The organism is Halomonas sp. HL-93 (assembly GCF_900086985.1).
Taxonomy (GTDB): domain Bacteria; phylum Pseudomonadota; class Gammaproteobacteria; order Pseudomonadales; family Halomonadaceae; genus Vreelandella.
This window is the reverse complement of the sequence record NZ_LT593974.1, coordinates 4,125,388-4,144,442: the sequence shown is the minus strand read 5'-3', so window position 1 is coordinate 4,144,442 and position 19,055 is coordinate 4,125,388. Positions and strand designations below refer to the sequence as shown.

The window sequence follows — 19,055 nt, the reverse complement described above, 5'->3', positions numbered from 1 at the left end:
GTACCTCTTTGTAGCCCATGCCTTTTACCAACCCCACGCCTGCCGGTGTTTCCATCCACCAGAATAAGGGCGAGCGGTAGGCCGTAGGTCAGGAAAGCCCCAAAGGTAAACTCAGGTAGGATGAATTCCGGAAAGCGGATAGTGGCCTCGATACCGAAAGATCAACCCCGGTCACGGTAAGGTAGGCAAGGCCTGCCAACATCGAGACGATCAGCGGCGGAATTTTGCGAAACAGGCGCGCGGAAAAAAAGAACGCCAGGATCATGATGGAGGCGGGCACTAGCGCATCTTCCAGTGGGCTGACCATTTTTAGGCCAAAGCTGAGTAGCATACCGGCAACCATACCCATCACAATGGGCATAGGAATAAGGCGCATCACAACGCCCATCACCCCCGTCAAACCAGCCACCAAGGTTATCGCCCCAGCGATCAAACTGGCACCAAGAGCGGCTTCAAGCCCCACTACAGGAATGACCGCGGCAAACATCAGCGCGCCGGGAATGGAATTGGCCATCGGCAGCGGGAAGCCGGTAGTAAGCTGGCATAAACAGGCCAAACAGACCGTTGATCATCAGGTAGCTGATGACCCAAATCATAATGAAGGAAGAATCGAGGCCCGCCGATGTGCCAGCGCTAATGTGCACGACACCAACGCTGAGCCCTAAAATGCCGGGCAACCAAGCCCGTGCTCGCGTTATCGACATTGAGGTCACGGATAAAGTCGCGGGGCGCATGCTTTAGGCTGACGCCTTTTTCAATGTGTTTCACGGTTTTCTCCAATCGTTGTTGTGCTTAGAGTTATCAGTCAACGCGTTAGCTTTAATTAGAATTATGTCTTTTTACTTCCAGCGTTTTACGGCAAGCCGCTAGCCGAGGTCGCCACCTGCGACTGGGCAACACGCTGCCGGTGATATAACTGGCGTCGTCAGATGCCAGGAACAAAATAGGTGCGGCCATTTCATCCAGCGTGCCATAGCGGCTCATCAGGCAACTTTGCTTGGTTTGGTCGATATGTGCCTGAAACCAGGCCTGTTCGGTTTCGTTAGTGGGCTTTGGCGTGCCGCGTGAAATACGCCCGCGGCGGTGCTTCGGTGCCACCGGGTGCCGTGGCGACTACGCGGATGCCGTGCTCGGCAAATTCAAACGCTAGCGAGGCGGTCAACGCATTCACGCCGCCTTTGGCTGCCGAATAAGGAATACGGTGAATACCGCGAGTCGCCGCTGAAGAGACATTGACGATAACGCCGCTGCCCTGCTCGACCATGAGCGGTAGCGCCGCCCTGCAGCACCAAAGCGTAGGCATCAATGAGCGATTGATCTCAGCGGCTATTTGCGCCTCGGTAAACTCGGTAAACGGCTTGAAATTGATCGCCCCGCCCACGTTATTAATCAGAATATCGATACGGCCAAATTGCTCGCGTGCAGCCTTAATGGTGTGCTCGGCGCCTGCATACGTCTCCAGGTCCGCTTGAACCGCGATCACGTCGCTACCGTTGTCACGCAGCCCACTCACCACCTCGTGGATATCGTCAGCACGGTCTACCAGCATTAACCTGGCCCCTTCTGCAGCAGCAAGCTCGGCCACACGTTGCCCAATCCCTTGGGCCGCTCCGGTAATCACCATCACTTTGCCTTGAAAGCGTTGCGTCATGATGCGCTCCCGGCTTCATTGGGGGTGAACTTCTCGTAGTGGAAGCTCTGCGGGGTAATCCCTTCAGCGTCGAAGTGCTTCAGCACGGCGTCGACCATCGGCGGCGGGCCGCACAGATAAACGTCAATATCGCCATCGTGCATAACCTCGGCGTCCATGTGATGAGTCACATAGCCTTTGCGCGGGTGATCACTTGCTTCATCAACCACCACGGTGGCGTAGGTGAACCCCGGCAACCGCTCGGCAAAGGCGTCGAGGGCATCGTTTTTGACCAGGTGGTCGTCCTTGTTGACGCCGTAAATCATGTGGATGGGCGTATCACAGCCCTTTTCTACTAGCTGCTCCAGCATGGAAAGAAACGGCGCAAGCCCCGTTCCGCCTGCCAGCATGAGCACAGGGCGCATCACTTCGCGCAGGTAGAAGCTGCCCAGCGGGCCGGTCAACGTGAGCCTGTCACCCACTGCTGCGCGCTCCGTCAAGTAACCACTCATTACCCCGTTAGGAATATTGCGGATCAAGAAGGTAGCGCGCTTATCGCCCGGCATTGAGCTGAACGAGTAGGAGCGGTGCGCCTCTGTTCCGGGAACATCGATATGGATATATTGGCCCGGCAGAAAGTCGAGCGTCTCTTGCTCGTCTAAATTCACAGTAAGCTCGATACTGTCTTCAGACAGCTGATCGACTGCGGCCAGGGTGCCCTCAACCTTACCCACCTGGGTTTTACATAGGCTAGAAGCTACCGGCACTTGGATAACGCAATCCGAAGACGGCACCATTTGGCAGGTAAGCACCTGACCTTCAGCAGCTTCCTCATCGGAAAGTGCCTCTTCAAGGTACTCGTCACCCATGTCGAACTCGCCCTGTTCGCAGTGCCCTTTACAGGTACCACAAACGCCATCAGAGCAGTCCATCGGCAGGTTTACTTTTTGCCGGTAAGCAGCATCGAGAACGGTTTCCCCGCCTTTACAGCCGATGAAACGGGTCACGCCATCCTCGAAGTTGAGGGCAATGGTATAGCTCATGGTTCACTCTCCTCTCACACACATCAGGTCACACGTGGTACACGTCGATAACCTGATGGATGTAGTCGTTATTCAGCTGCACGACTTTTCTTGTGATCAGCGGGGTCTCACCCGAGACGTCCAGGGTGTAAAAGCACGTGCCGAAGAAGCTGTCGGTCTTCTTGTAGCGGTGGTTGAGCGTGTGCCAGTTAAAGCGCAGCTCCATCGTGCCGCCCTCTTGCGACAGGATCTCAAGGTTGCTTATCTGGTGCGTGGTGCGCGGCTCTGGCGTGCTCGCCCCACTGCGCTCGGTCTTGATCCGGTACACTCGGTCCTCAAGCCCTTCGCGGTTGGGGTAATAGATCAGCGAGATCTCGCTGTGCGGGTCCCGGGTGAGCTGGTCGTCGTCGTCCCAGGCGGGCATCCAGAACTCGGCGTCTTTGCGATAGCATGCCAGCCATTCGTCCCACTGGCGGTCGTCCAGCAGGCGGGCTTCGCGGTATAAAAACGCTTGGATGTCGTGATAGCTAATCGTCATGGTCTCTCCCCTTATGCGGACGCGGTGGCAATGAACTGGCTGCGTTCTTTGTCGATAGCGCGCAGCATTTCGTCGACCCAGTGCTTGTGATGCATCACGTAGAGGCCTTCGTCTTCCGGGGAGGCGCCGCTGAGCAAGGGTTTCATATCGATGGCGTGGGCGTTTTCGTCAGCCCCTTCGATCCATTGCTTGGCCCCGCGGGAGAGGTCGTTCCATTCGGCTAGCGCGCCGTTGTAGCCTTCCTGGCAGGCACGGAACTCTTCGAGGTCGTCGGGCGTGCCCATGCCGGAGACGTTGAAGAAGTCTTCGTATTGGCGGATGCGTACTTCGCGGTTTTCGGCGGATTCGCCTTTGGGGGCGAAGCAGTAAATGGTGACTTCGGTTTTGTTAACGTCGATGGGGCGCAGCACGCGGATTTGCGTGGAGAACTGGTCCATCAGGTAGACGTTGGGGTAGAGGCACAGGTTGCGCGTCTGGTTGACAATGGAGTCGGCGCGGGCTTCACCGAGTTGTTCTTCGATCCAGTCTTTGTGCTGGTAGACCGGGCGCACTTCGGGGTTGAGCAAGCGGGTCCAGAGCATCATGTGGCCGTTGTCGTAGGAGTAGAAGCCGCCTTTGCTCTTCGACCAGCCGTCGGCGTCGACGGCTTTGGTGCCACCGGCGTCGTAGTTGCGGCGTTCCATGGTGGAGGCGTAGTTCCAGTGCACGGAGCTGACGTGGTAACCATCGGCGCCGTTTTCCGCCTGCAGCTTCCAGTTACCGGTGTAAGTGTACGACGAGGTACCACGCAGGATCTCGAGGCCTTCGGGCGCCTGGTCGACGATGTTGTCTATGATCTTGGTGGTTTCACCAAGGTGGTATTCGAGCGGTTGAACGTCGTCGCTCAGACTGCCGAACAGGAAGCCTTTATAGTTCTCGAAGCGCGGTAAGCGTTTGAGATTGTGGGAGCCATCTTCTTTGAAGTTATCCGGATAGGCCCCAGCCTTTTCGTTTTTGGCTTTGAGTAGCGTACCGTCGTTTTTGAACGTCCAGCCGTGGAACGGGCAGGTAAAAGTGCCTTTGTTGCCGCGCTTACGGCGGCACAGGGTGGCGCCGCGGTGGGCGCAAGCGTTAATCAGGCCGTGTAGCTCACCCTGCTTATCACGGGTAATGACAATCGGCTGGCGACCAACGGTGGTGGTGAAATAGTCACCCGGCTCGGCGATCTGACTCTCGTGGGCCAGGAACACCCAGTTGCCTTCGAAGATGTGCTTGAGCTCAAGCTCAAAGAAGGCAGGGTCGGTAAACATGCTGCGGTGGCAACGGAAGATGCCCTGTTCGGGGTCGTCTTGGACGGCACCGCGAACGCGCTCTTCGAGCTGATCAAGTTGATGGGTCATGATCTCTCTCCTCTATTTGTAATCGCTAAGGGGCTTAAACCTTGGCGGTACCGGCCAGTTGGCTTGCCAGGTCCTGATCATCTTCTTTGGCCCGCGGGCGGGCGTGACGTACCTGCAGTTCCGGAGCGTCGGTTTTGGCCAGCTCAACATCGAACACGACGTGGGAGAACGGGCCATCCAGCTCGCGTTTGGCGATCTCGGCGGAGTCTTCAATCCGCTCGGCGGGGACCACCAACTCTTCGCGGGTGGCAAAGGCGAAATCATCAAAGGTGTAGGGGTCGCCCGCCAGATTGATCTGGGTAGTCAGGTGCTGGTGGCCCGGTGCGGAGACGAAGTAGTGGATATGCGCCGGACGCTCACCGTGACGGCCGAGCGATTTGAGGACCACATCGGTGGGGGCACCTTCGGGCACGCCGTAGCCGGAGGGGATAATGCTTTGCGCGGTGTAGCGGCCGTCGCTATCGGTGTAAATCGTGCGCCGCAGGTTGTAGTCGGATTGGCTGGGGTCGAAGAAGGAGTAGCCACCTTTCGAGTTGGCGTGCCAAATCTCGACCTTGGCCCCGGCAATCGGGGTGCCGTCAACGTCGCGGACCTGGCCGGTCAGCCACATGGTCTCGCTGTCTGGGTCTTGGCCGTCATCCAGGCGGGCAAAGCCTTCGGCTTCAGGGGCACCGGCCACGTACAGTGGGCCTTCGATGGTGCGTGGCGTGCCGCCCACACGCTTGGCTTCGGCATCAATAGCGTCTTGACGCAGGTCGAGGAAGTGGTCAAAGCCCAGCCCCGGCGAGAGCAGGCCGAACTGGGTCTCATGGCCCAGCGCATTGAGCAGGTTGACGGCCGCCCAGTACTCTTCTTCGCTGACGTCAAAGTCGTCCATGAGCTTGAACAGGTCGCTCACCAGACGATGCACGATCTGCTTGGCGCGCTCATTGCCACCGGCTTGGTCAAACCCGGCGATGGTCTTGAGAAAGTCTTGCACCTCGGGGGTGTCGAATATCTTCACGGTCATGGGATAACCCTCGGTTTGTTATAGGGTAATTTATTAAAGTGAACTGGCGTTTAGGGGGTAATTAGCTGTCGTCTTCGCGCACTGACGAAGGGTGACGACACAGCGGCTTAACGGTGATGTCCATGTAGGGGAACAGCGGCAAGTTGCTCACCAGCTCTTGCAGCTCAGCGTTGTCTTCCACATCAAAAATACTGACGTTTGAGTAGCTGCCCGCTACCCGCCATAGGTGACGCCATTTACCCTGGCGTTGAAGATCTTGGGAATAAGCCTTTTCAGTGGCTTTAATCTTGGCCGCTTGCTCTGCCGGCATATCGGTCGGCAACTTAACGGTCATCTCTACTTGAAACAGCATGAGTTTCTCCTCTTTAAATCGCGGCGAACGCCAACGGGGCAGGCACGCGGTTAATGACGCGAGTAGTGCGCCAACTTATCTTCGTCGAGCGTGATGCCCAGCCCAGCGCCTTGAGGCAGCTCCACGCCAAATTCGGTGTAGTTAAGTGGCTTCACGACGATGTCATCCTTTAACAGCAGCGGACCAAACATCTCGGTGCCCCAGGCCATTGCCGGCAGCGTCGCCCAGGCGTGTAGCGAGGCGGCGGTACCAATCGTGCCTTCCAGCAGCGTGCCGCCGTACAAACCAATGCCACCCGCTTGCGCCACATGGGCCAGTTCCAGTGCGCTGTAAATACCGCCGGATTTGGCAATTTTCAGGGCGAACGCCCCGCTAAAACCGCCGCAGACGAGATCCAGCCCATCACGGGAATTTTGCACGGCCTCATCGGCCAGCATCGGGACATTGAAACGATTGGCTAAACGCACCAGGCCGGCGTGTTCACGGGCAGGAATCGGCTGCTCAATGAGCTCGATACCTGCATCCTGTAGCGCCTGGATACCGCGCACCGCCGTGGATTCGTCCCACGCTTGGTTAACGTCGACGCGAACGCTGGCACGCTCACCCAGTGCGTCTTTTATCGCCGCCACATGGCGTACATCCTGTTCGACCGGGTTAGCACCAATTTTCAGCTTGAAGTCACAGTGCCGACGCTGCTCTAGGCGCAACAGCGCTTCGTCGATATCCTTGTGGGTATCGCCGCTGGCCAACGTCCAAAGCACCGGTAAATGCTCGTGGTGGGCACCACCGAGCAATTCGGCAACGCTTAGGCCTAGACGCTTGCCCTGGGCATCCAATAGCGCGGTTTCCAGTGCCGACTTGGCGATCATGTTGCCGCGGGCATGCCGATTCAGCCGGGTACGCAGTTGATGAATATTGTGAGAAGGCTGCCCAATCAGCAGCGGTGCCAGATAGGTATCGATATTGCGCTTAATGCTCTCCGGACTTTCCGGACCGTAGGCGAGGCCACCAATGGTGGTGCCCTCGCCCAGCCCTTCGATCCCGTCGGAGTGGCGCATACGCACAATAACCATCGTCTGGCAGGCCATGGTGGTCATGGAAAGTTTGTGAGGACGGATGGTCGGCAAATCGACCAGCAGTGTCTCAATATGTTGGATGACGGTTGACATGGCAGCTCCGGCGTCTGGCAATCATTGACTGGAATTCAGTTTGATTGCGCGGGCAAGACGGGACCAATATTGTTTAAGTGCCTTGCCATACCGTGGAGGTATCACCAGCGGTGATTAGCCCTGTGTTTTGGCACATTCGCCACCCAGGGCTATCGTTTTTTCCTCTTAGAGGGCGCTTAAGGGTGTTTAACCTGCGCATGAAATATTTAAATATCCATACTTATCATGCAGTTAATTTAAAAAGCGTTATATAGGCAGCGAGCTCGTGCTCTTACCGCCTGTCCGCAAGCGTGTTTGCGACAAAAGAATAAGATACAAGAGACATACCGCCTTCATTTCACGGCCAGGTCGGCTAACGACGGCGACGTGACCCGGGCCAATATCTGTCGAGCGGCTGTGACATCGTCGTGTGGGTCATGGACCCAAAGCCAATCAAAGCGGGTTTCCAGGTTTTCGATTAACTTGGTTTCATCGTCACCGATGCCAATCCCGGCATATTCATAGACATCCCCCGCCTCATGGGACGTTCGCTGTACCTTGCAGGTGCGGGCGTGGCGGACTTGCTCAAACACGGCTAGGACATCGCTCACGGTGTGGCGATCACAATGCTCATCGCTCAGAAGGCTTGCCAGTACGTAGGCATCTTCAAGCGCCTGACCGGCCCCGGCACCTTGGTGCGGCACCAGCGCATGGGCGGCATCGCCGACGATCAATACGCGACCGCGGAGGTAGTGGGCCAGCTCAGGTAGCTCATGCAGCGCCCAGCGGGTTGGCTCCGTAATGCATTCCAGGATTGCCTGGCAGGACGGGCTCCAGCCCTCGAAAACATCTAGCAATTCCTCCTGGCTAACGGCTTGCACCCACCCTTCACCATCGGGAAGGGTTGGACTCGACGTGGACCGGTCAGTGATAAACGCGACCACATTGATCAACTGCGACTGTTTAACGGGGAATGTCAGAATATGGCGATCTTTACCCAGATACATTTGGGGTACCAGTGCCAACCGCTTTTCGCCGCCTTTAGCCACCAGGGCGGCCTCAAGCTCCTCGGTGGGGATCATGCCGCGGTAGGCATAAGTACCACTCCAAAACGGGGTAATCTCGCCGTATTGTTCTGGCGGCAACACATGACGGCGCACCGCGGACTTGATGCCGTCAAAACCGATGATCACGTCGCCAGTAAAGTGTGTGCCGTCATCAAAATAAGCTGTTGCGCTATCACCATCTTGTTTAACCTCGACACAACGCTTGCCGAAGTGAGCGATGCCTTCAGGCAGGTTGGCGACAATGGCATCGAGAAAATCGGCACGGTGTACCGACGATTGGCCAACACCTGGCGCCAGACTCGCGGTTAAATAGGTATCATCGCTGCCGCGCCGCCATTCAAACCAGACATCTTCGAAGGGCGCGGGTGAAGAATCGGCAATACGCTGATATGAGGCTTCCAAGCCCAGCCGCTGAATGGCTTTTACGGCATTCGGGCCAAACGAAACCCCAGCACCAATTTCAGAGAATTTTGGCGCGGCTTCGAAAAGCTGAACATCAAGATGGCTCTCGCGGGATAGCGCGACGGCGAAGGCCACGCCACCGATACCGCCACCCACAATGCCAATTGAGAGACGTTTTTGCTGTGTAGGTTTTGCTGGCATGTTCCACTCCGCTCGGGGGTTTATCGTTATCATGGTGAGCTTCACGCTCTGCCCCTAACGCTATTAGGATGAAACAACGGCCACCACACAGCCCCTTTCATTTGAACTATAAACGGTGCTAATAACAATATGAATCAAAGAGATGAAGTCACTTCCAGCGACGAAAATAGACTATTGTCGAACTCCCAACAGAGCGCATCCTGATGGTCAAGCTTGCCGATATCGATCTGAACTTGCTGGTTGTGTTTGACCTGCTCTATCAGGAGCAGAACACGCAGCGGGTCGCGCTACGTCTTGGTATTACGCAGCCTGCGGTCAGCCATGCGTTAAAGCGTTTGCGCCTCTTACTGGGTGATGAGCTCTTCGAACGCACTTCGCAAGGACTCCAGCCAACACCTCGCGCCAGCCAGCTTCACCCCGGCATTGCGGACGCATTAGCCAGAGTGAATGACACCCTGAACCTGCGTGATGATTTCAACCCCGCCCTGAGTGAGCGCACCTTTCATCTCAACATGACGGACATTGGTGAGATCGTTTTTCTGCCACGCTTGTTGCAGCACTTCTCTCAAACAGCACCAGGAATCTCACTCCACACTGCTCGCAGCCACAACGATGAGCTGAAATATGAGATGGAAGAGGGGCAAATCGATTTAGCCGTCGGGCTAATTCCACAGCTTGGCGCTGGCTTTTATCAGCAGCGTCTATTTGTGCAGCGCTATATCTGCCTCATGCGCCATGACCACCCACTCGCCACGGGTGAATTCGGCTTAGAGGAGTTTCGCTCAGCCTATCACGCCGTTGTCGTTGCTCAGGGAACCGGCCACGGGTTGGTAGAAGAGCAGCTAGCAAACGCTGGTATTAAGCGCCCGGTTAGATTAACCCTGCCGCATTTCGCAGCCGTCCCCTACATTGTGAGCAGCAGCGATCTAGTGGTGACGGTGACGGCTAAGCTGGCCGAGGCGACGTGTGACCGATTTGGGCTCACCGTTCGTGAGCACCCTTTTGCGTTTCCAGAGATTCCCATCAATCTCTTTTGGCATCGCCGCTTTCATCAAGACCCTGGCAACCGTTGGTTGCGGGGGCTGATGTTTTCAATGTTCTCTGAATAAACCTAATAGAGCCAACGTCAGCAGCCCTAGGCGTTGGGCCTGGCCCATGCCGCACGGCTGCTGTGGGCAGCAGTCTTATTGGTGATTCTCCAGGTACCTTGAACCTTGAGCAGTGCAATCACATCGACCCAAGAGTCCTCAAGGTTCTCGCTATTATCAAAACCTAGCAGCACGCTAGCGACCTCTCCGGCCTGAGTGATGGCAATAAAACGGCTCTTGACCGCTCGCTGGCTATTCGCCCAGCGCTCGAAGCGATCGCTGATCAGGTCAGTTGCCAAGGCGCCCTCAGCGTCCAGAGCAAAAATCCACGCCTCTTTATGAAAGGCTTCCTGAAGCTTTTCCATACCGCCCTGAAAGCCATCCACATAAAGCTGTACAACCCGTTTTATCTCGTCTATTTCAGGCGCATCACCCACGACAGTGATATTCGTCATCTCTTTACTCCTGCTTATTAATTGTCGGTTTTGTCCTGTTATAACCCAAGCATCTCACGGGCCTGCTGCCAGGTAGCTACCGGGCGTTCATACCTTTCGCATAGGTCGACGGTGCGCTCGACCAACGCCGCGTTGGAGGGCGCCAGGGTTTCGCTATCCAGACGAACGTTATCTTCAAGCCCGGTACGCGTATGACCGCCTGCCGCAATCGACCACTCGTTAAGCAGGTATTGATTGGCACCAATGCCCGCACCGCACCACTGCGCATCCGGCGCCAGCCGCTTGAGTGTCTCGATATAGAAATCAAACGTTGGCTTGTCCGCTGGCATCGAATTCTTGACGCCCATGACAAACTGCACGTAGAGCGACGTCTTTAGCTTGCCTTGCTTGGAAAGACTCACTGCCTGGTGGATATGCGACAGATCAAACGCTTCGATCTCGGGCTTAACGCCGTACCTCTGCATCTCATCGGCCAGCCACTCCACCAGCTGCGGCGGATTCTCGTAAACGCGATTGGGGAAATTATTGGAGCCCACCGAGAGGCTGGCCATATCAGGCTTCAGCGGCAGCATCCCACCCCGGACTTCTCCTGCCCCAGAACGCCCGCCGGTGGAGAGCTGAATAATCATGCCGGGGCAGTGCTTCTTAAGCCCCTCCATCAGGCGGCCAAACTTTTCTGGGTCAGATGAAGGGGATTGGTCATGGTTGCGCACATGACAGTGGGCGATGGTAGCCCCTGCTTCGAACGCCGCCTGGGTGCTCTCAATCTGATCTTCAACCGTAATCGGTACGGCAGGATTGTTCTCTTTGCGTGGCAGACTGCCGGTAATGGCGACACAGATAATACAGGGCTGGGACATGGAAGCCTCTTTGTTCTTATTGCGAACACTAATTTGCATAACGAACAAAATAGAGCGAATATTTACCAGCGTCAAATCCGAATCTCTACCCATTCCGTTAACAGCCACGTTTTAGGGTTTATACGAAAAGTCGGCGAGCGAAGGTCAGTAAGGAAAAAATGGCGAAAAAGAGGAGTTGACGGGGTGTAAATGAGCATTTTGCTCGGACTCGCGCGCGAGCCATTTCTTAACGCAGCACAGCCGGGCGCAGGCAAGTTTTCGTACGAAGCCTAGAAAGAGGCCTCGAATACCAGGGAGGCAATGACGTAGAGCGCGGCCATGATTACCAGGAAAGGGTCAATACCCAGGCCCACAGCAACGGGGTTGAAAATCACCCCGCAAGGGTACGAAGCTCCTGAAACGCCTTTATTATCGAGCGAGAAAGTGCAGGGAGCTTTACTGCCTGTCAGTTGGACTGATTACAACGTGTTTAAGTTGTGGAACATCTTGCTAAGGCACCGATTAATATAAACGACCTCATCCTTATGCAAACCGGCAAACGCCTTTTCCACCACGCGGCCCATAAGCTCCCTGACCACGGTTAGCTTGTCCTCACCGCTTTCAGTCAATTCCACCTCTGTGACACGGCCATCCTGTGGGGAGGGAGAGGTTTTCAGCAATTCCATCTCCTGCATTTTGTAGACAATTTTGGTAATGGTGGAGAGCTTCGCCGCCGCATGGGTGGCAATATCCGACATGCTTAGGCGGCCCTGCTCGCGCAGGATCATGAGCACCCGCCATTTGGAAGAACTTAACCCATGCGGTTTGAGCAGTGTATCCACATCAGCGCTGTATTTAGCATTCAAACGAGCTACCCAGTAGAGAGGAAAGTCCTGTGCCCGATAATCATCAGAAAGAGGAAAGAACGAGGAGGCAAGTTCATCCTTGTCAACCATAAGATAGGCGCTCCCAGGCCGCTAAAATAGTTGAATATTCTAGCATACAACTATTATAACGAAAGCGCCCAGCGGCGGTGCGCCGCCCGCGCCGATTGTGACGGCTTATGGAGAATGCCGTATGGGGTCATCAATTATGGCAAGCTCACTCAAGCCTCTGTGTCTCAGAAGGGTACTCGCCAAACAATTTGTAGTAACTTGCCGAAAAATGGCTCAAATGACGAAATCCCATTTCGTACGCCACATCACCAACCGTACTTTCCATTAAAGTAGAGTTCGCTAACTTTCGTCGTACGGCATTCAACCTGATACATCTTAAAAACTCGATCGGGCGCATCCCTGCAACACGCTGAAAACTATTTTGTAATGTCCTCCGGCTGACGCGTAAGCGCTCGCACAGTTCAAGCACGCTAAGCGGGTTGCCCGGATCGGCCAGGGCTAACTCCTGGCTTTTCTTGACGATATAGGCACTCACAGCAAGCTCGCTGCGCTTCTCCTCGACCTGTGACTGCAAGAAAATATCGAGTAGCACGGCCATCAAGCTATCTTCGACATCCTTCTCAAGCGCGGGAGCGCCGTGCTCCCCCGGCCTGATAGAGCCATCGAAATTCCGGCACACCTGAACTTTTATCTCTTTCAGCAGCCCCATCGGGACATTCATACCCGGCAGCGAGATCAACTGGGAAAACTGAGCAGAACCCAGTTCGATGTCCGCCAGCCGGGTCAATCTTTCAAGATCGACACTCAACGACAGGAACGCCATCTTTTCCGGCGCATGTAGCAGGAACTCTTCGCCATCGCGGAGCAGAAGGACACTATTGGAGCCGACCTTGCAGCCCTGGATAATGGGTGGCCGTCCTGTGGCAAAGGCCATACAGAACCGCTGCTTAGGCGCGGTTCCATGCTGGACGACTCGCTTGTCCAACACCTCATGAAAAACTTGAAAACGTTCTCCTGAGACCTGAAAAAGCTTACTCGAAAGGCGTCCTGAGCCCAGTTGGTCATAAACCTGCTGCCACCCTTGGATAGCAGCAGCATGCTGTTGAGAGTCATGAAAGGAACGAACTTCGTATCGCATAATCGGCCCTCTGGAAACACTGCATCGCCCATAGCTCAGCAGCATGGTTCACTTAACAGCGCCGACCACCCCCATGGGTAAAATAGTCAAAAGAACGCCGCCAAGACGAGCTGTGCGTACATATTGGTGCCATTGCCATCCACTTGGGTCCCTCCATCGTTCTCACTTCTCTCTGGCTTGTAAAAGCCCAGCAAGGGAGTGATGACAATGTTGTCGTTCACGGCCCACTGCGCGTAGAGATCCAGCTCCCTGCCATCCCGATTCAGCGTATCGCTACTCTTTAGAGTGCTGAAGTCGAAGAAGAGCGCACCAAGGGTAAGCTGTTCCATAGGGCTGGCGGTCAAGGCGATATGATGGACATCGTTATTGCGCGCATAGGGCCCCGCATAGTTGGCCGCGACTTCACCTTGCAACCAAGTGCCCAGGTCGGCGCTGTTCAGCCCAGAAAACAGCGAGTCCCACTCTTCCGAATAGCGCGTATAGCGGTACGTCAGACTCGGAGTCCAGGGGGCTTCCATGAAGGTGTAGCCAGCCTCGACATACCAAGCATTTTCTGTGCCAGAATCTTTGCTCTGCCAGGCATGTTCGAGCGCGAAGTTGGCGTTTTCGATACCGGCATCACTTTCCCCCCGCACGCTGTAGACGTTCATTCCATCACGCTGCTGGAGAAAACCATCGGCCCACTCGCGGTTGACATCAAGACCATGTACCCAGGTCAGGCCGACATTACCGGCATCACTGGCGTAGTCGATGGTGGTCGCAGCCAGCTCAGTTTCTGCCTGAGCACGATTGTCGGACTTGAGCCAGGCCGCCGTCCCGTGCAGGCCCTCTTGGCCGCCGATACGCACCACGGCGGTGCGATCAAAGGCGTGTCTGGCCGCCAGATAATAGGCACCGCCCCGGTTGAGGGCACCGTCCGCCGGCCCCCTGCCCAGGTTCAACCCATCGTCGTTAATGATGAACCCCTTGCCGAGCTGGACGACTTGCCGACCAAGCGAGAAATCCAGCCCGTCCTTCCCAAGCGCGGGGAAAAGATCCCCGGAGCGCCACCCCAGATAGGCATCCTCAAGCGTCGTACTGCGCTCCGAGCCGTCGCTGTTACCACCGGCATCACCATCTCCCCAGGTGGCGGAGCTGACCCAGTTGAGGCCACCATAAAAGGTGCCAGATTCTCCCACCCCCTGATAACCGCTGACGCCGTACTTGATGAAACCCTCGCGCCAGTTCGAGCCACCTTCTCTGCCATCGTAGTTCTTGCGACTGTCCATCCAGCCATGGACAGCCAGCAGATCGGCATTGATTGCCCCCTCAGCACTCGAAGACAGTTCGTAGGCCTGGGCCTGACCTACCTGACCAATGGCGATTGTCAGCGCCAAAGCGCCATTGGCAGTCCAAGTCGTCTTGAAAACATTCATATTTGCACCTTGATGACTTTGTTTTTATCGGCTCGCTTGATGTGAAAACACGAGCTGTTTGATTCGAGCATGCGCCATCCCCACGGGGATTGAACGCGCTCGGTTAACGCCCTAGCCCTGGCGCGAAAGAGCCACCTCAAGCGCCTGAACGATCATGTCAGCCTCACCGTTCGTCAGGGTCAAAGGCGGAGAGAGGATGATCTTGCTGCCAACGGGGCGCACCAGTACGCCTTGCCTGCGTGCCTCCTCAGCGATACGTGCTGCGTGCCCCTCGCCAGGATCGAGTGGCTGCCGGGTGCGCTTGTCAGCGACCAGATCAAGGGCGATCATCAGCCCCTTGCCGCGCACTTCGCCGACCACATCGAAGCGGTCGCTCAAGGGCTTCAATCCCTCGATCAGATGCGCGCCGACCTTCGCGGCATTGCCCGTCAGGTCTTCTTTCTCAACGATATCCAGCACGGCCAGAGCGGCAGCACAGGCCACCGGATGACCGCTGTAGGTGTAGCCATGCATGATCACGTTGGCAAAGCCTGGAGCGTTCTCGACGGCATCGGCGATGCGCTGATTGAACACCGTGGCGCCGAGAGGGATATAGCCGGCGGAAATCCCCTTGGCCAAGCAGAGGATATCCGGTGCCACTCCCCAGCCACGGCTGCCGAGCATGCAGCCACTGCGACCGAAGCCGGTCACCACCTCATCGGCGATCAGCAGGATGTCGTGACGGTCGCAGACTTCACGCAGACGCGGCCAATAGCTGGAAGGCGGCACTATCACGCCACCCGCCCCCTGCACCGGCTCAGCGATAAAGGCAGCGATGGTGCCGGCACCGAGGAAAGCGATCTGCTCCTCGAGTTGGCGAATGCAATGCTCGACCAGTTCTTCCGGCTCGCGGCAATCCCAGGGATTGCGATACAGCCAGGGGGTGTCGAGCAAATAGCAACCGGCAAGCAGTTGACCATGGTTATAGTGATAGACGCCGTTGCCACCAATCGAGGTGCCGCCAACGTGCACACCATGGTAGCCATTGCGTAGCGAGAGGAAACGGGTGCGGCCCGGCTGACCGGCAGCGATCCAGTATTGACGCGCCATTTTCAGTGCGGTCTCTACCGCATCGGAGCCGCCGGAGTTGAACAGCACACGGGCCATACGCTCCTGAGCGAACATGCCGGTCAGTCGCTCGGCCAAGTCGAACACGCGCGGGTGGGCAATACCATCGAAGGTCTGATAGTAGGCCAGCTCGTCAAGCTGCGCGGCAATGGCGGCCTTAACTTCGGGGCGATTATGACCAACGTTGACGTTCCACAGGCCACCGACACCATCGAGCAGGCGGTTGCCATCAATGTCGGTGACGTAGTTGCCATCGCCGCGGGCGATGATCAGGGTTTTGGCCCGATTGGCTGGCGCCGAGACGCTCATCGGGTGCCAGAACTTCTTTTCCGCTGTCTTGTATTTTGCGTACATGGCTGCGCCCTTTGTCACTTCTTGGTTAGCGCCCTGCTTGAGCACGAGATTCGTGGACATGGTGGTCATCCTCACTGTTGAGCGTCGGACTTACGTACGAATAAGAGTTGCTGGGCTGTGAATTCCAGCAGCCCCTCCAGGCCAAACTCGACGCCAAAACCTGACATCTTGCAGCCTCCAAAGGGGGTATTCGGTTGAATCTGGGCGTGGCAGTTGACCCAGGCCACACCGCTTTCCAGACGCGCTGCGATAGCCTGGGCCTCGGCCGTATCAGGGCCCCACACCGAGCCTCCCAGCCCCATGCTGCTGGCGTTGGCACGTTGCAGTGCGTCTTCCACGTCGCGATAGGCGATCACTGGCAGCACTGGGCCGAACTGCTCCTCATCCACCAAGCGATGACCATCGGTGGCCCCGGTGACAATAGTGGGGGGATAAAAGAAACCTGGTCGGCTTAGGCGCTCCCCACCGCACAGCACCCGTGCACCATGGGCACGAGCATCATCAACAAGCTCACTCACCAACGTCAGTTGCTCCAGGTTCTGTATCGGCCCAAAGGTCACACCTTCCTCAAGGCCGTTACCGATGACTTGTTTCTGAGCAATAAGCGTCAAGGCCTCGGCGAGTGCCTGACACTGTGATTCGTGTACGTAGAGTCGCTTGAGCGCGGCGCAGGTCTGCCCCATGTTGAGGAACGCCGCCTGGAAAATGTCCTCGGCCACCGCCTCGACCGGTGTACCGGGCAATACGATAGCCGCATCATTGCCTCCCAACTCCAGGGTCAGTCGCTTGAGGTTTCCGGCCGCCGCTTGCATAACGCGCTGCCCTGTCTCTGTGGATCCTGTGAAGACAATCTTGTTGATACCCGGATGAGAGGTAATCGCATGCCCAAAGCCATGCTCACCAATGACGACGTTGGCGACCCCCTTCGGTACATGGCGGGCAATAATCTTGATCAAGCGAATCGTACTCAGGGGCGTAAGGCTGGATGGCTTGCTAATGACACAGTTGCCTGCGCGCAATGCTGGCATGATGTGCCACACAGCAATCATGAAGGGCCAGTTCCAGGGGGTGATAGAGGCCACCACTCCCAAGGGTTTGTGATGCATTTCGATGCGCTGCGTAGGCGTCTCTTCGATCAGTTTGATCGGGAGTTCTTGACTGGCGGCATAACGTGTCCAGGCCACGCCACCTCCCACTTCAGCGTAGGCCAGCGCCAACGGTTTTCCTTGCTCCTGGACAATCAGCCTCGCCAGCTCATCTACCTCGCGCTCCATATCATTGGCAATCAGATGCAAAAGCTCACAACGTTGCTCATGGGAGCTGAGCCCCCACTGGGTGAAGGCCTCCCGAGCAGCATTGACGGCTTGATCCAACTGTTCGGTTGAAGCAGCCGAGCACTGCGCAAAAGCGGTATCACTGGCTGGGTTAATGACCTTGAAGCTGCCTTTTTCACCGGCCACATCTTCGCCGTTGATCACCAGGTGGTAATTTTCCATAACGCTTCCTTTTGTTTCTCACCCAGACAATTAGCTGTTTTGACGAGCTTTTTAGTGAACTTAAAGTTTATGAAAACCAAGCGATTGATAGCTTTCGGGCGAAGATCGACGAAGGCGTACTGCCAGAATGACGCCTACCATCAGAAACAGGGGAATGAGCATGCAGAGGCTATACGAGAGCACCTTGCTTGAGCCCGTCAGGACGTCAAAGTGCATCACCGCAATCACTAGCATGAATAACAGAGCCGCACAGGATAGTGCCGGCAACAGGCGCGTTCGCCACATGGCCTCTTGCAGCTCGGGGTGACGGATAAAAAAGACCAGCACCGCCAAAGAAGTAATGGCCATCAATAGGATCAAGGAAAGGGCCGCCAAACTGGAGAACCAGGCGAAGAGCTGCAGAATGGGATCACCACCCGAGGCGGCAAAAATCAATATCGCGCTGGTAGCGATCAACGTTTGTAGAAGCGAGCCAATATGAGGACTCTGATGAACCGGATGGGTCGTTCCCAATATGCTTGGCAGCAAACCATCACGGCCTATGGCGAAGAAATAGCGAGCGGCGGAGTTATGAAAGGCGAGCAAACCCGCATAGATGCTGACCAGAAACATCACGCGAATAACGCGGGTCAACTCGGGGCCTACATAATGATCGGACAGCCCATAAATCAATGTGGTTGGATCGTCGAGGCCTTGGAGGACGGTAACAATTTTATCAGCTCCTGTACCCACCACCATCGACCATGTGGAGAGGGCATAAAAGCAGCCAATCAGAAGTATGGAGGCGTAAGTCGCCAGCGGAATATCTCGCCTGGGGTTTTTGGCCTCTTCCCCATAGATGGTCGTCGCCTCAAAACCGATGAAAGCGGCAAAGCAGAACAGCAGGCCTATGGACGGGGCACCACTGAAGACATGTTCGGCATTGAACGCGTCGAGGTTAACGCCGCTGTCCCCGCCACTCGTCAGAATGGCAACGTCCAATATGAGAATAACCAGATACTCTGCCGTAACAACGAAGCAAAGCACGCGGGCAGAAAGATCAATTTTTCGATACCCCAGCAATGCGATACTTCCCATCGCCAGCAGCGAGTAGAGCCACCATGGGTGGTGCAGGCCAAACACTTCACTCATGGTGCCTGCCGCAACGCCACCAAACATCCCATACAACCCGATTTGCAGGATGTTATACGCAAATAGGGCAAGCCCGCCGGCGGCACCGCCCGCTACTCCCCCCAGCCCTCTTGCCGAAAAGGCATAGAAGCCCCCGGCATTCGTCACGTAGCGAGCAATGGTGGTGTACCCCACCGAAAACATCAGAATAATCACTAGTGCTAAGCCGATTAATACCGGTGTGCCTGCACCATTTCCCAGCATAATGCCGATAGGGAAACCACCAGCAAGCACACTGAAAGGACTCGCAGCAGACACTACAAAGAAGATAATGAAACCGACGCCCAAAGCGCCGCGCCTTAGTTCTGTCGAACTGACAGCGGAGGAGGAAGTAACGCTCATTGTCTTA

The 19,055-nt window shown here is 56.1% G+C and carries 20 protein-coding genes; 2 read left to right on the top strand and 18 right to left on the bottom strand.

Going from position 1 to position 19,055, the window contains the following annotated elements; genetic code table 11:
* Window positions 1-88: 88 nt before the first annotated feature.
* Window positions 89-514 (bottom strand): benzoate/H(+) symporter BenE family transporter, encoded by a 426-nt coding sequence (locus tag GA0071314_RS19845; RefSeq protein WP_231896484.1) that lies wholly within the window; start codon window positions 512-514, stop codon window positions 89-91.
* 68 nt (window positions 515-582) lie between these two features.
* On the opposite strand from GA0071314_RS19845, the gene GA0071314_RS19840 reads away from it, so the two are divergent.
* A complete protein-coding gene (locus tag GA0071314_RS19840) occupies window positions 583-741 on the top strand; it encodes a hypothetical protein (RefSeq protein ID WP_231896483.1) in 159 nt (52 codons plus the stop codon).
* A 78-nt stretch (window positions 742-819) separates the two neighbouring features.
* Here the strand turns inward: GA0071314_RS19840 and GA0071314_RS19925 are convergent, their stop codons facing one another.
* From GA0071314_RS19925 to salA, 9 genes are all read right to left on the bottom strand, one after another.
* Window positions 820-1,098 carry an SDR family oxidoreductase gene (locus GA0071314_RS19925; RefSeq protein ID WP_269449420.1) on the bottom strand — a complete coding sequence of 93 codons (279 nt, stop codon included), beginning with the start codon at window positions 1,096-1,098 and terminating at the stop codon, window positions 820-822.
* Window positions 1,043-1,651 (bottom strand): SDR family NAD(P)-dependent oxidoreductase, encoded by a 609-nt coding sequence (locus GA0071314_RS19290; protein WP_269449419.1) that lies wholly within the window; start codon window positions 1,649-1,651, stop codon window positions 1,043-1,045. Before GA0071314_RS19290 ends, GA0071314_RS19925 begins: the two co-directional genes overlap by 56 nt.
* The gene (benC, locus tag GA0071314_RS19285) at window positions 1,648-2,673 is read right to left on the bottom strand and encodes a benzoate 1,2-dioxygenase electron transfer component BenC (protein WP_074398355.1); all 1,026 of its coding nucleotides are present in this window, start codon (window positions 2,671-2,673) and stop codon (window positions 1,648-1,650) included. Before benC ends, GA0071314_RS19290 begins: the two co-directional genes overlap by 4 nt.
* A 28-nt stretch (window positions 2,674-2,701) precedes the next feature.
* A complete protein-coding gene (gene benB, locus GA0071314_RS19280; protein WP_074398353.1) occupies window positions 2,702-3,190 on the bottom strand; it encodes a benzoate 1,2-dioxygenase small subunit in 489 nt (162 codons plus the stop codon).
* 11 nt (window positions 3,191-3,201) lie between these two features.
* Window positions 3,202-4,569: a Rieske 2Fe-2S domain-containing protein gene (locus tag GA0071314_RS19275; RefSeq protein WP_074398352.1), complete on the bottom strand. Its 1,368-nt coding sequence runs from the start codon at window positions 4,567-4,569 to the stop codon at window positions 3,202-3,204.
* Between the two features lie 34 nt (window positions 4,570-4,603).
* A complete protein-coding gene (catA, locus tag GA0071314_RS19270; protein WP_074398350.1) occupies window positions 4,604-5,578 on the bottom strand; it encodes a catechol 1,2-dioxygenase in 975 nt (324 codons plus the stop codon).
* A gap of 61 nt (window positions 5,579-5,639) precedes the next feature.
* Window positions 5,640-5,930, bottom strand: a complete 291-nt coding sequence (catC, locus tag GA0071314_RS19265) for a muconolactone Delta-isomerase (protein ID WP_074398348.1) — start codon at window positions 5,928-5,930, stop codon at window positions 5,640-5,642.
* 50 nt (window positions 5,931-5,980) lie between these two features.
* Complete coding sequence (locus GA0071314_RS19260; protein ID WP_074398347.1) at window positions 5,981-7,099, bottom strand: muconate/chloromuconate family cycloisomerase; 1,119 nt, start codon at window positions 7,097-7,099, stop codon at window positions 5,981-5,983.
* A gap of 332 nt (window positions 7,100-7,431) precedes the next feature.
* Window positions 7,432-8,748: a salicylate 1-monooxygenase gene (gene salA, locus GA0071314_RS19255; RefSeq protein ID WP_074398345.1), complete on the bottom strand. Its 1,317-nt coding sequence runs from the start codon at window positions 8,746-8,748 to the stop codon at window positions 7,432-7,434.
* A gap of 203 nt (window positions 8,749-8,951) precedes the next feature.
* Here salA and GA0071314_RS19250 point away from each other — a divergent pair, with 203 nt between their 5' ends.
* On the top strand, window positions 8,952-9,857 hold the full coding sequence (locus GA0071314_RS19250; RefSeq protein ID WP_074398343.1) for a LysR family transcriptional regulator: 906 nt from the start codon (window positions 8,952-8,954) through the stop codon (window positions 9,855-9,857).
* A gap of 26 nt (window positions 9,858-9,883) precedes the next feature.
* Here GA0071314_RS19250 and GA0071314_RS19245 read toward each other — a convergent pair whose 3' ends face one another.
* The 8 genes from GA0071314_RS19245 to GA0071314_RS19210 form a co-directional block, all read right to left on the bottom strand.
* Complete coding sequence (locus tag GA0071314_RS19245; protein WP_074398341.1) at window positions 9,884-10,291, bottom strand: nuclear transport factor 2 family protein; 408 nt, start codon at window positions 10,289-10,291, stop codon at window positions 9,884-9,886.
* Between the two features lie 38 nt (window positions 10,292-10,329).
* Window positions 10,330-11,151: a 3-keto-5-aminohexanoate cleavage protein gene (locus GA0071314_RS19240; protein WP_074398339.1), complete on the bottom strand. Its 822-nt coding sequence runs from the start codon at window positions 11,149-11,151 to the stop codon at window positions 10,330-10,332.
* Window positions 11,152-11,609: 458 nt separating this feature from the next.
* The gene (locus GA0071314_RS19235; protein WP_074398337.1) at window positions 11,610-12,086 is read right to left on the bottom strand and encodes a MarR family winged helix-turn-helix transcriptional regulator; all 477 of its coding nucleotides are present in this window, start codon (window positions 12,084-12,086) and stop codon (window positions 11,610-11,612) included.
* 145 nt (window positions 12,087-12,231) lie between these two features.
* Window positions 12,232-13,164 (bottom strand): helix-turn-helix domain-containing protein, encoded by a 933-nt coding sequence (locus GA0071314_RS19230; RefSeq protein WP_074398336.1) that lies wholly within the window; start codon window positions 13,162-13,164, stop codon window positions 12,232-12,234.
* Window positions 13,165-13,250: 86 nt separating this feature from the next.
* On the bottom strand, window positions 13,251-14,579 hold the full coding sequence (locus GA0071314_RS19225; RefSeq protein WP_074398334.1) for a hypothetical protein: 1,329 nt from the start codon (window positions 14,577-14,579) through the stop codon (window positions 13,251-13,253).
* Between the two features lie 111 nt (window positions 14,580-14,690).
* Window positions 14,691-16,100, bottom strand: coding sequence for an aminotransferase class III-fold pyridoxal phosphate-dependent enzyme (locus GA0071314_RS19220; RefSeq protein WP_197668821.1), 1,410 nt, complete (start codon window positions 16,098-16,100; stop codon window positions 14,691-14,693).
* 11 nt (window positions 16,101-16,111) lie between these two features.
* On the bottom strand, window positions 16,112-17,536 hold the full coding sequence (locus GA0071314_RS19215) for an aldehyde dehydrogenase family protein (protein ID WP_074398332.1): 1,425 nt from the start codon (window positions 17,534-17,536) through the stop codon (window positions 16,112-16,114).
* Between the two features lie 60 nt (window positions 17,537-17,596).
* Entirely contained in the window at window positions 17,597-19,048 is a 1,452-nt protein-coding gene (locus tag GA0071314_RS19210; protein WP_074398330.1) for an APC family permease, read from the bottom strand.
* Window positions 19,049-19,055 lie beyond the last annotated feature (7 nt).

Excerpts from the sequence above, each read along its gene's own strand:
- GA0071314_RS19225 (WP_074398334.1), bottom strand. The coding sequence starts at position 14,579 with ATGAATGTTTTCAAGACGACTTGGACTGCCAATGGCGCTTTGGCGCTG.
- GA0071314_RS19290 (WP_269449419.1), bottom strand. The coding sequence starts at position 1,651 with ATGACGCAACGCTTTCAAGGCAAAGTGATGGTGATTACCGGAGCGGCC.
- benC (WP_074398355.1), bottom strand. The coding sequence starts at position 2,673 with ATGAGCTATACCATTGCCCTCAACTTCGAGGATGGCGTGACCCGTTTC.
- GA0071314_RS19275 (WP_074398352.1), bottom strand. The coding sequence starts at position 4,569 with ATGACCCATCAACTTGATCAGCTCGAAGAGCGCGTTCGCGGTGCCGTC.
- catA (WP_074398350.1), bottom strand. The coding sequence starts at position 5,578 with ATGACCGTGAAGATATTCGACACCCCCGAGGTGCAAGACTTTCTCAAG.
- GA0071314_RS19220 (WP_197668821.1), bottom strand. The coding sequence starts at position 16,100 with ATGTCCACGAATCTCGTGCTCAAGCAGGGCGCTAACCAAGAAGTGACA.
- GA0071314_RS19230 (WP_074398336.1), bottom strand. The coding sequence starts at position 13,164 with ATGCGATACGAAGTTCGTTCCTTTCATGACTCTCAACAGCATGCTGCT.
- GA0071314_RS19250 (WP_074398343.1), top strand. The coding sequence starts at position 8,952 with ATGGTCAAGCTTGCCGATATCGATCTGAACTTGCTGGTTGTGTTTGAC.
- GA0071314_RS19845 (WP_231896484.1), bottom strand. The coding sequence starts at position 514 with ATGGCCAATTCCATTCCCGGCGCGCTGATGTTTGCCGCGGTCATTCCT.
- GA0071314_RS19240 (WP_074398339.1), bottom strand. The coding sequence starts at position 11,151 with ATGTCCCAGCCCTGTATTATCTGTGTCGCCATTACCGGCAGTCTGCCA.
- GA0071314_RS19215 (WP_074398332.1), bottom strand. The coding sequence starts at position 17,536 with ATGGAAAATTACCACCTGGTGATCAACGGCGAAGATGTGGCCGGTGAA.
- GA0071314_RS19840 (WP_231896483.1), top strand. The coding sequence starts at position 583 with ATGACCCAAATCATAATGAAGGAAGAATCGAGGCCCGCCGATGTGCCA.
- catC (WP_074398348.1), bottom strand. The coding sequence starts at position 5,930 with ATGCTGTTTCAAGTAGAGATGACCGTTAAGTTGCCGACCGATATGCCG.
- GA0071314_RS19260 (WP_074398347.1), bottom strand. The coding sequence starts at position 7,099 with ATGTCAACCGTCATCCAACATATTGAGACACTGCTGGTCGATTTGCCG.
- GA0071314_RS19235 (WP_074398337.1), bottom strand. The coding sequence starts at position 12,086 with ATGGTTGACAAGGATGAACTTGCCTCCTCGTTCTTTCCTCTTTCTGAT.
- GA0071314_RS19245 (WP_074398341.1), bottom strand. The coding sequence starts at position 10,291 with ATGACGAATATCACTGTCGTGGGTGATGCGCCTGAAATAGACGAGATA.
- salA (WP_074398345.1), bottom strand. The coding sequence starts at position 8,748 with ATGCCAGCAAAACCTACACAGCAAAAACGTCTCTCAATTGGCATTGTG.
- GA0071314_RS19210 (WP_074398330.1), bottom strand. The coding sequence starts at position 19,048 with ATGAGCGTTACTTCCTCCTCCGCTGTCAGTTCGACAGAACTAAGGCGC.
- benB (WP_074398353.1), bottom strand. The coding sequence starts at position 3,190 with ATGACGATTAGCTATCACGACATCCAAGCGTTTTTATACCGCGAAGCC.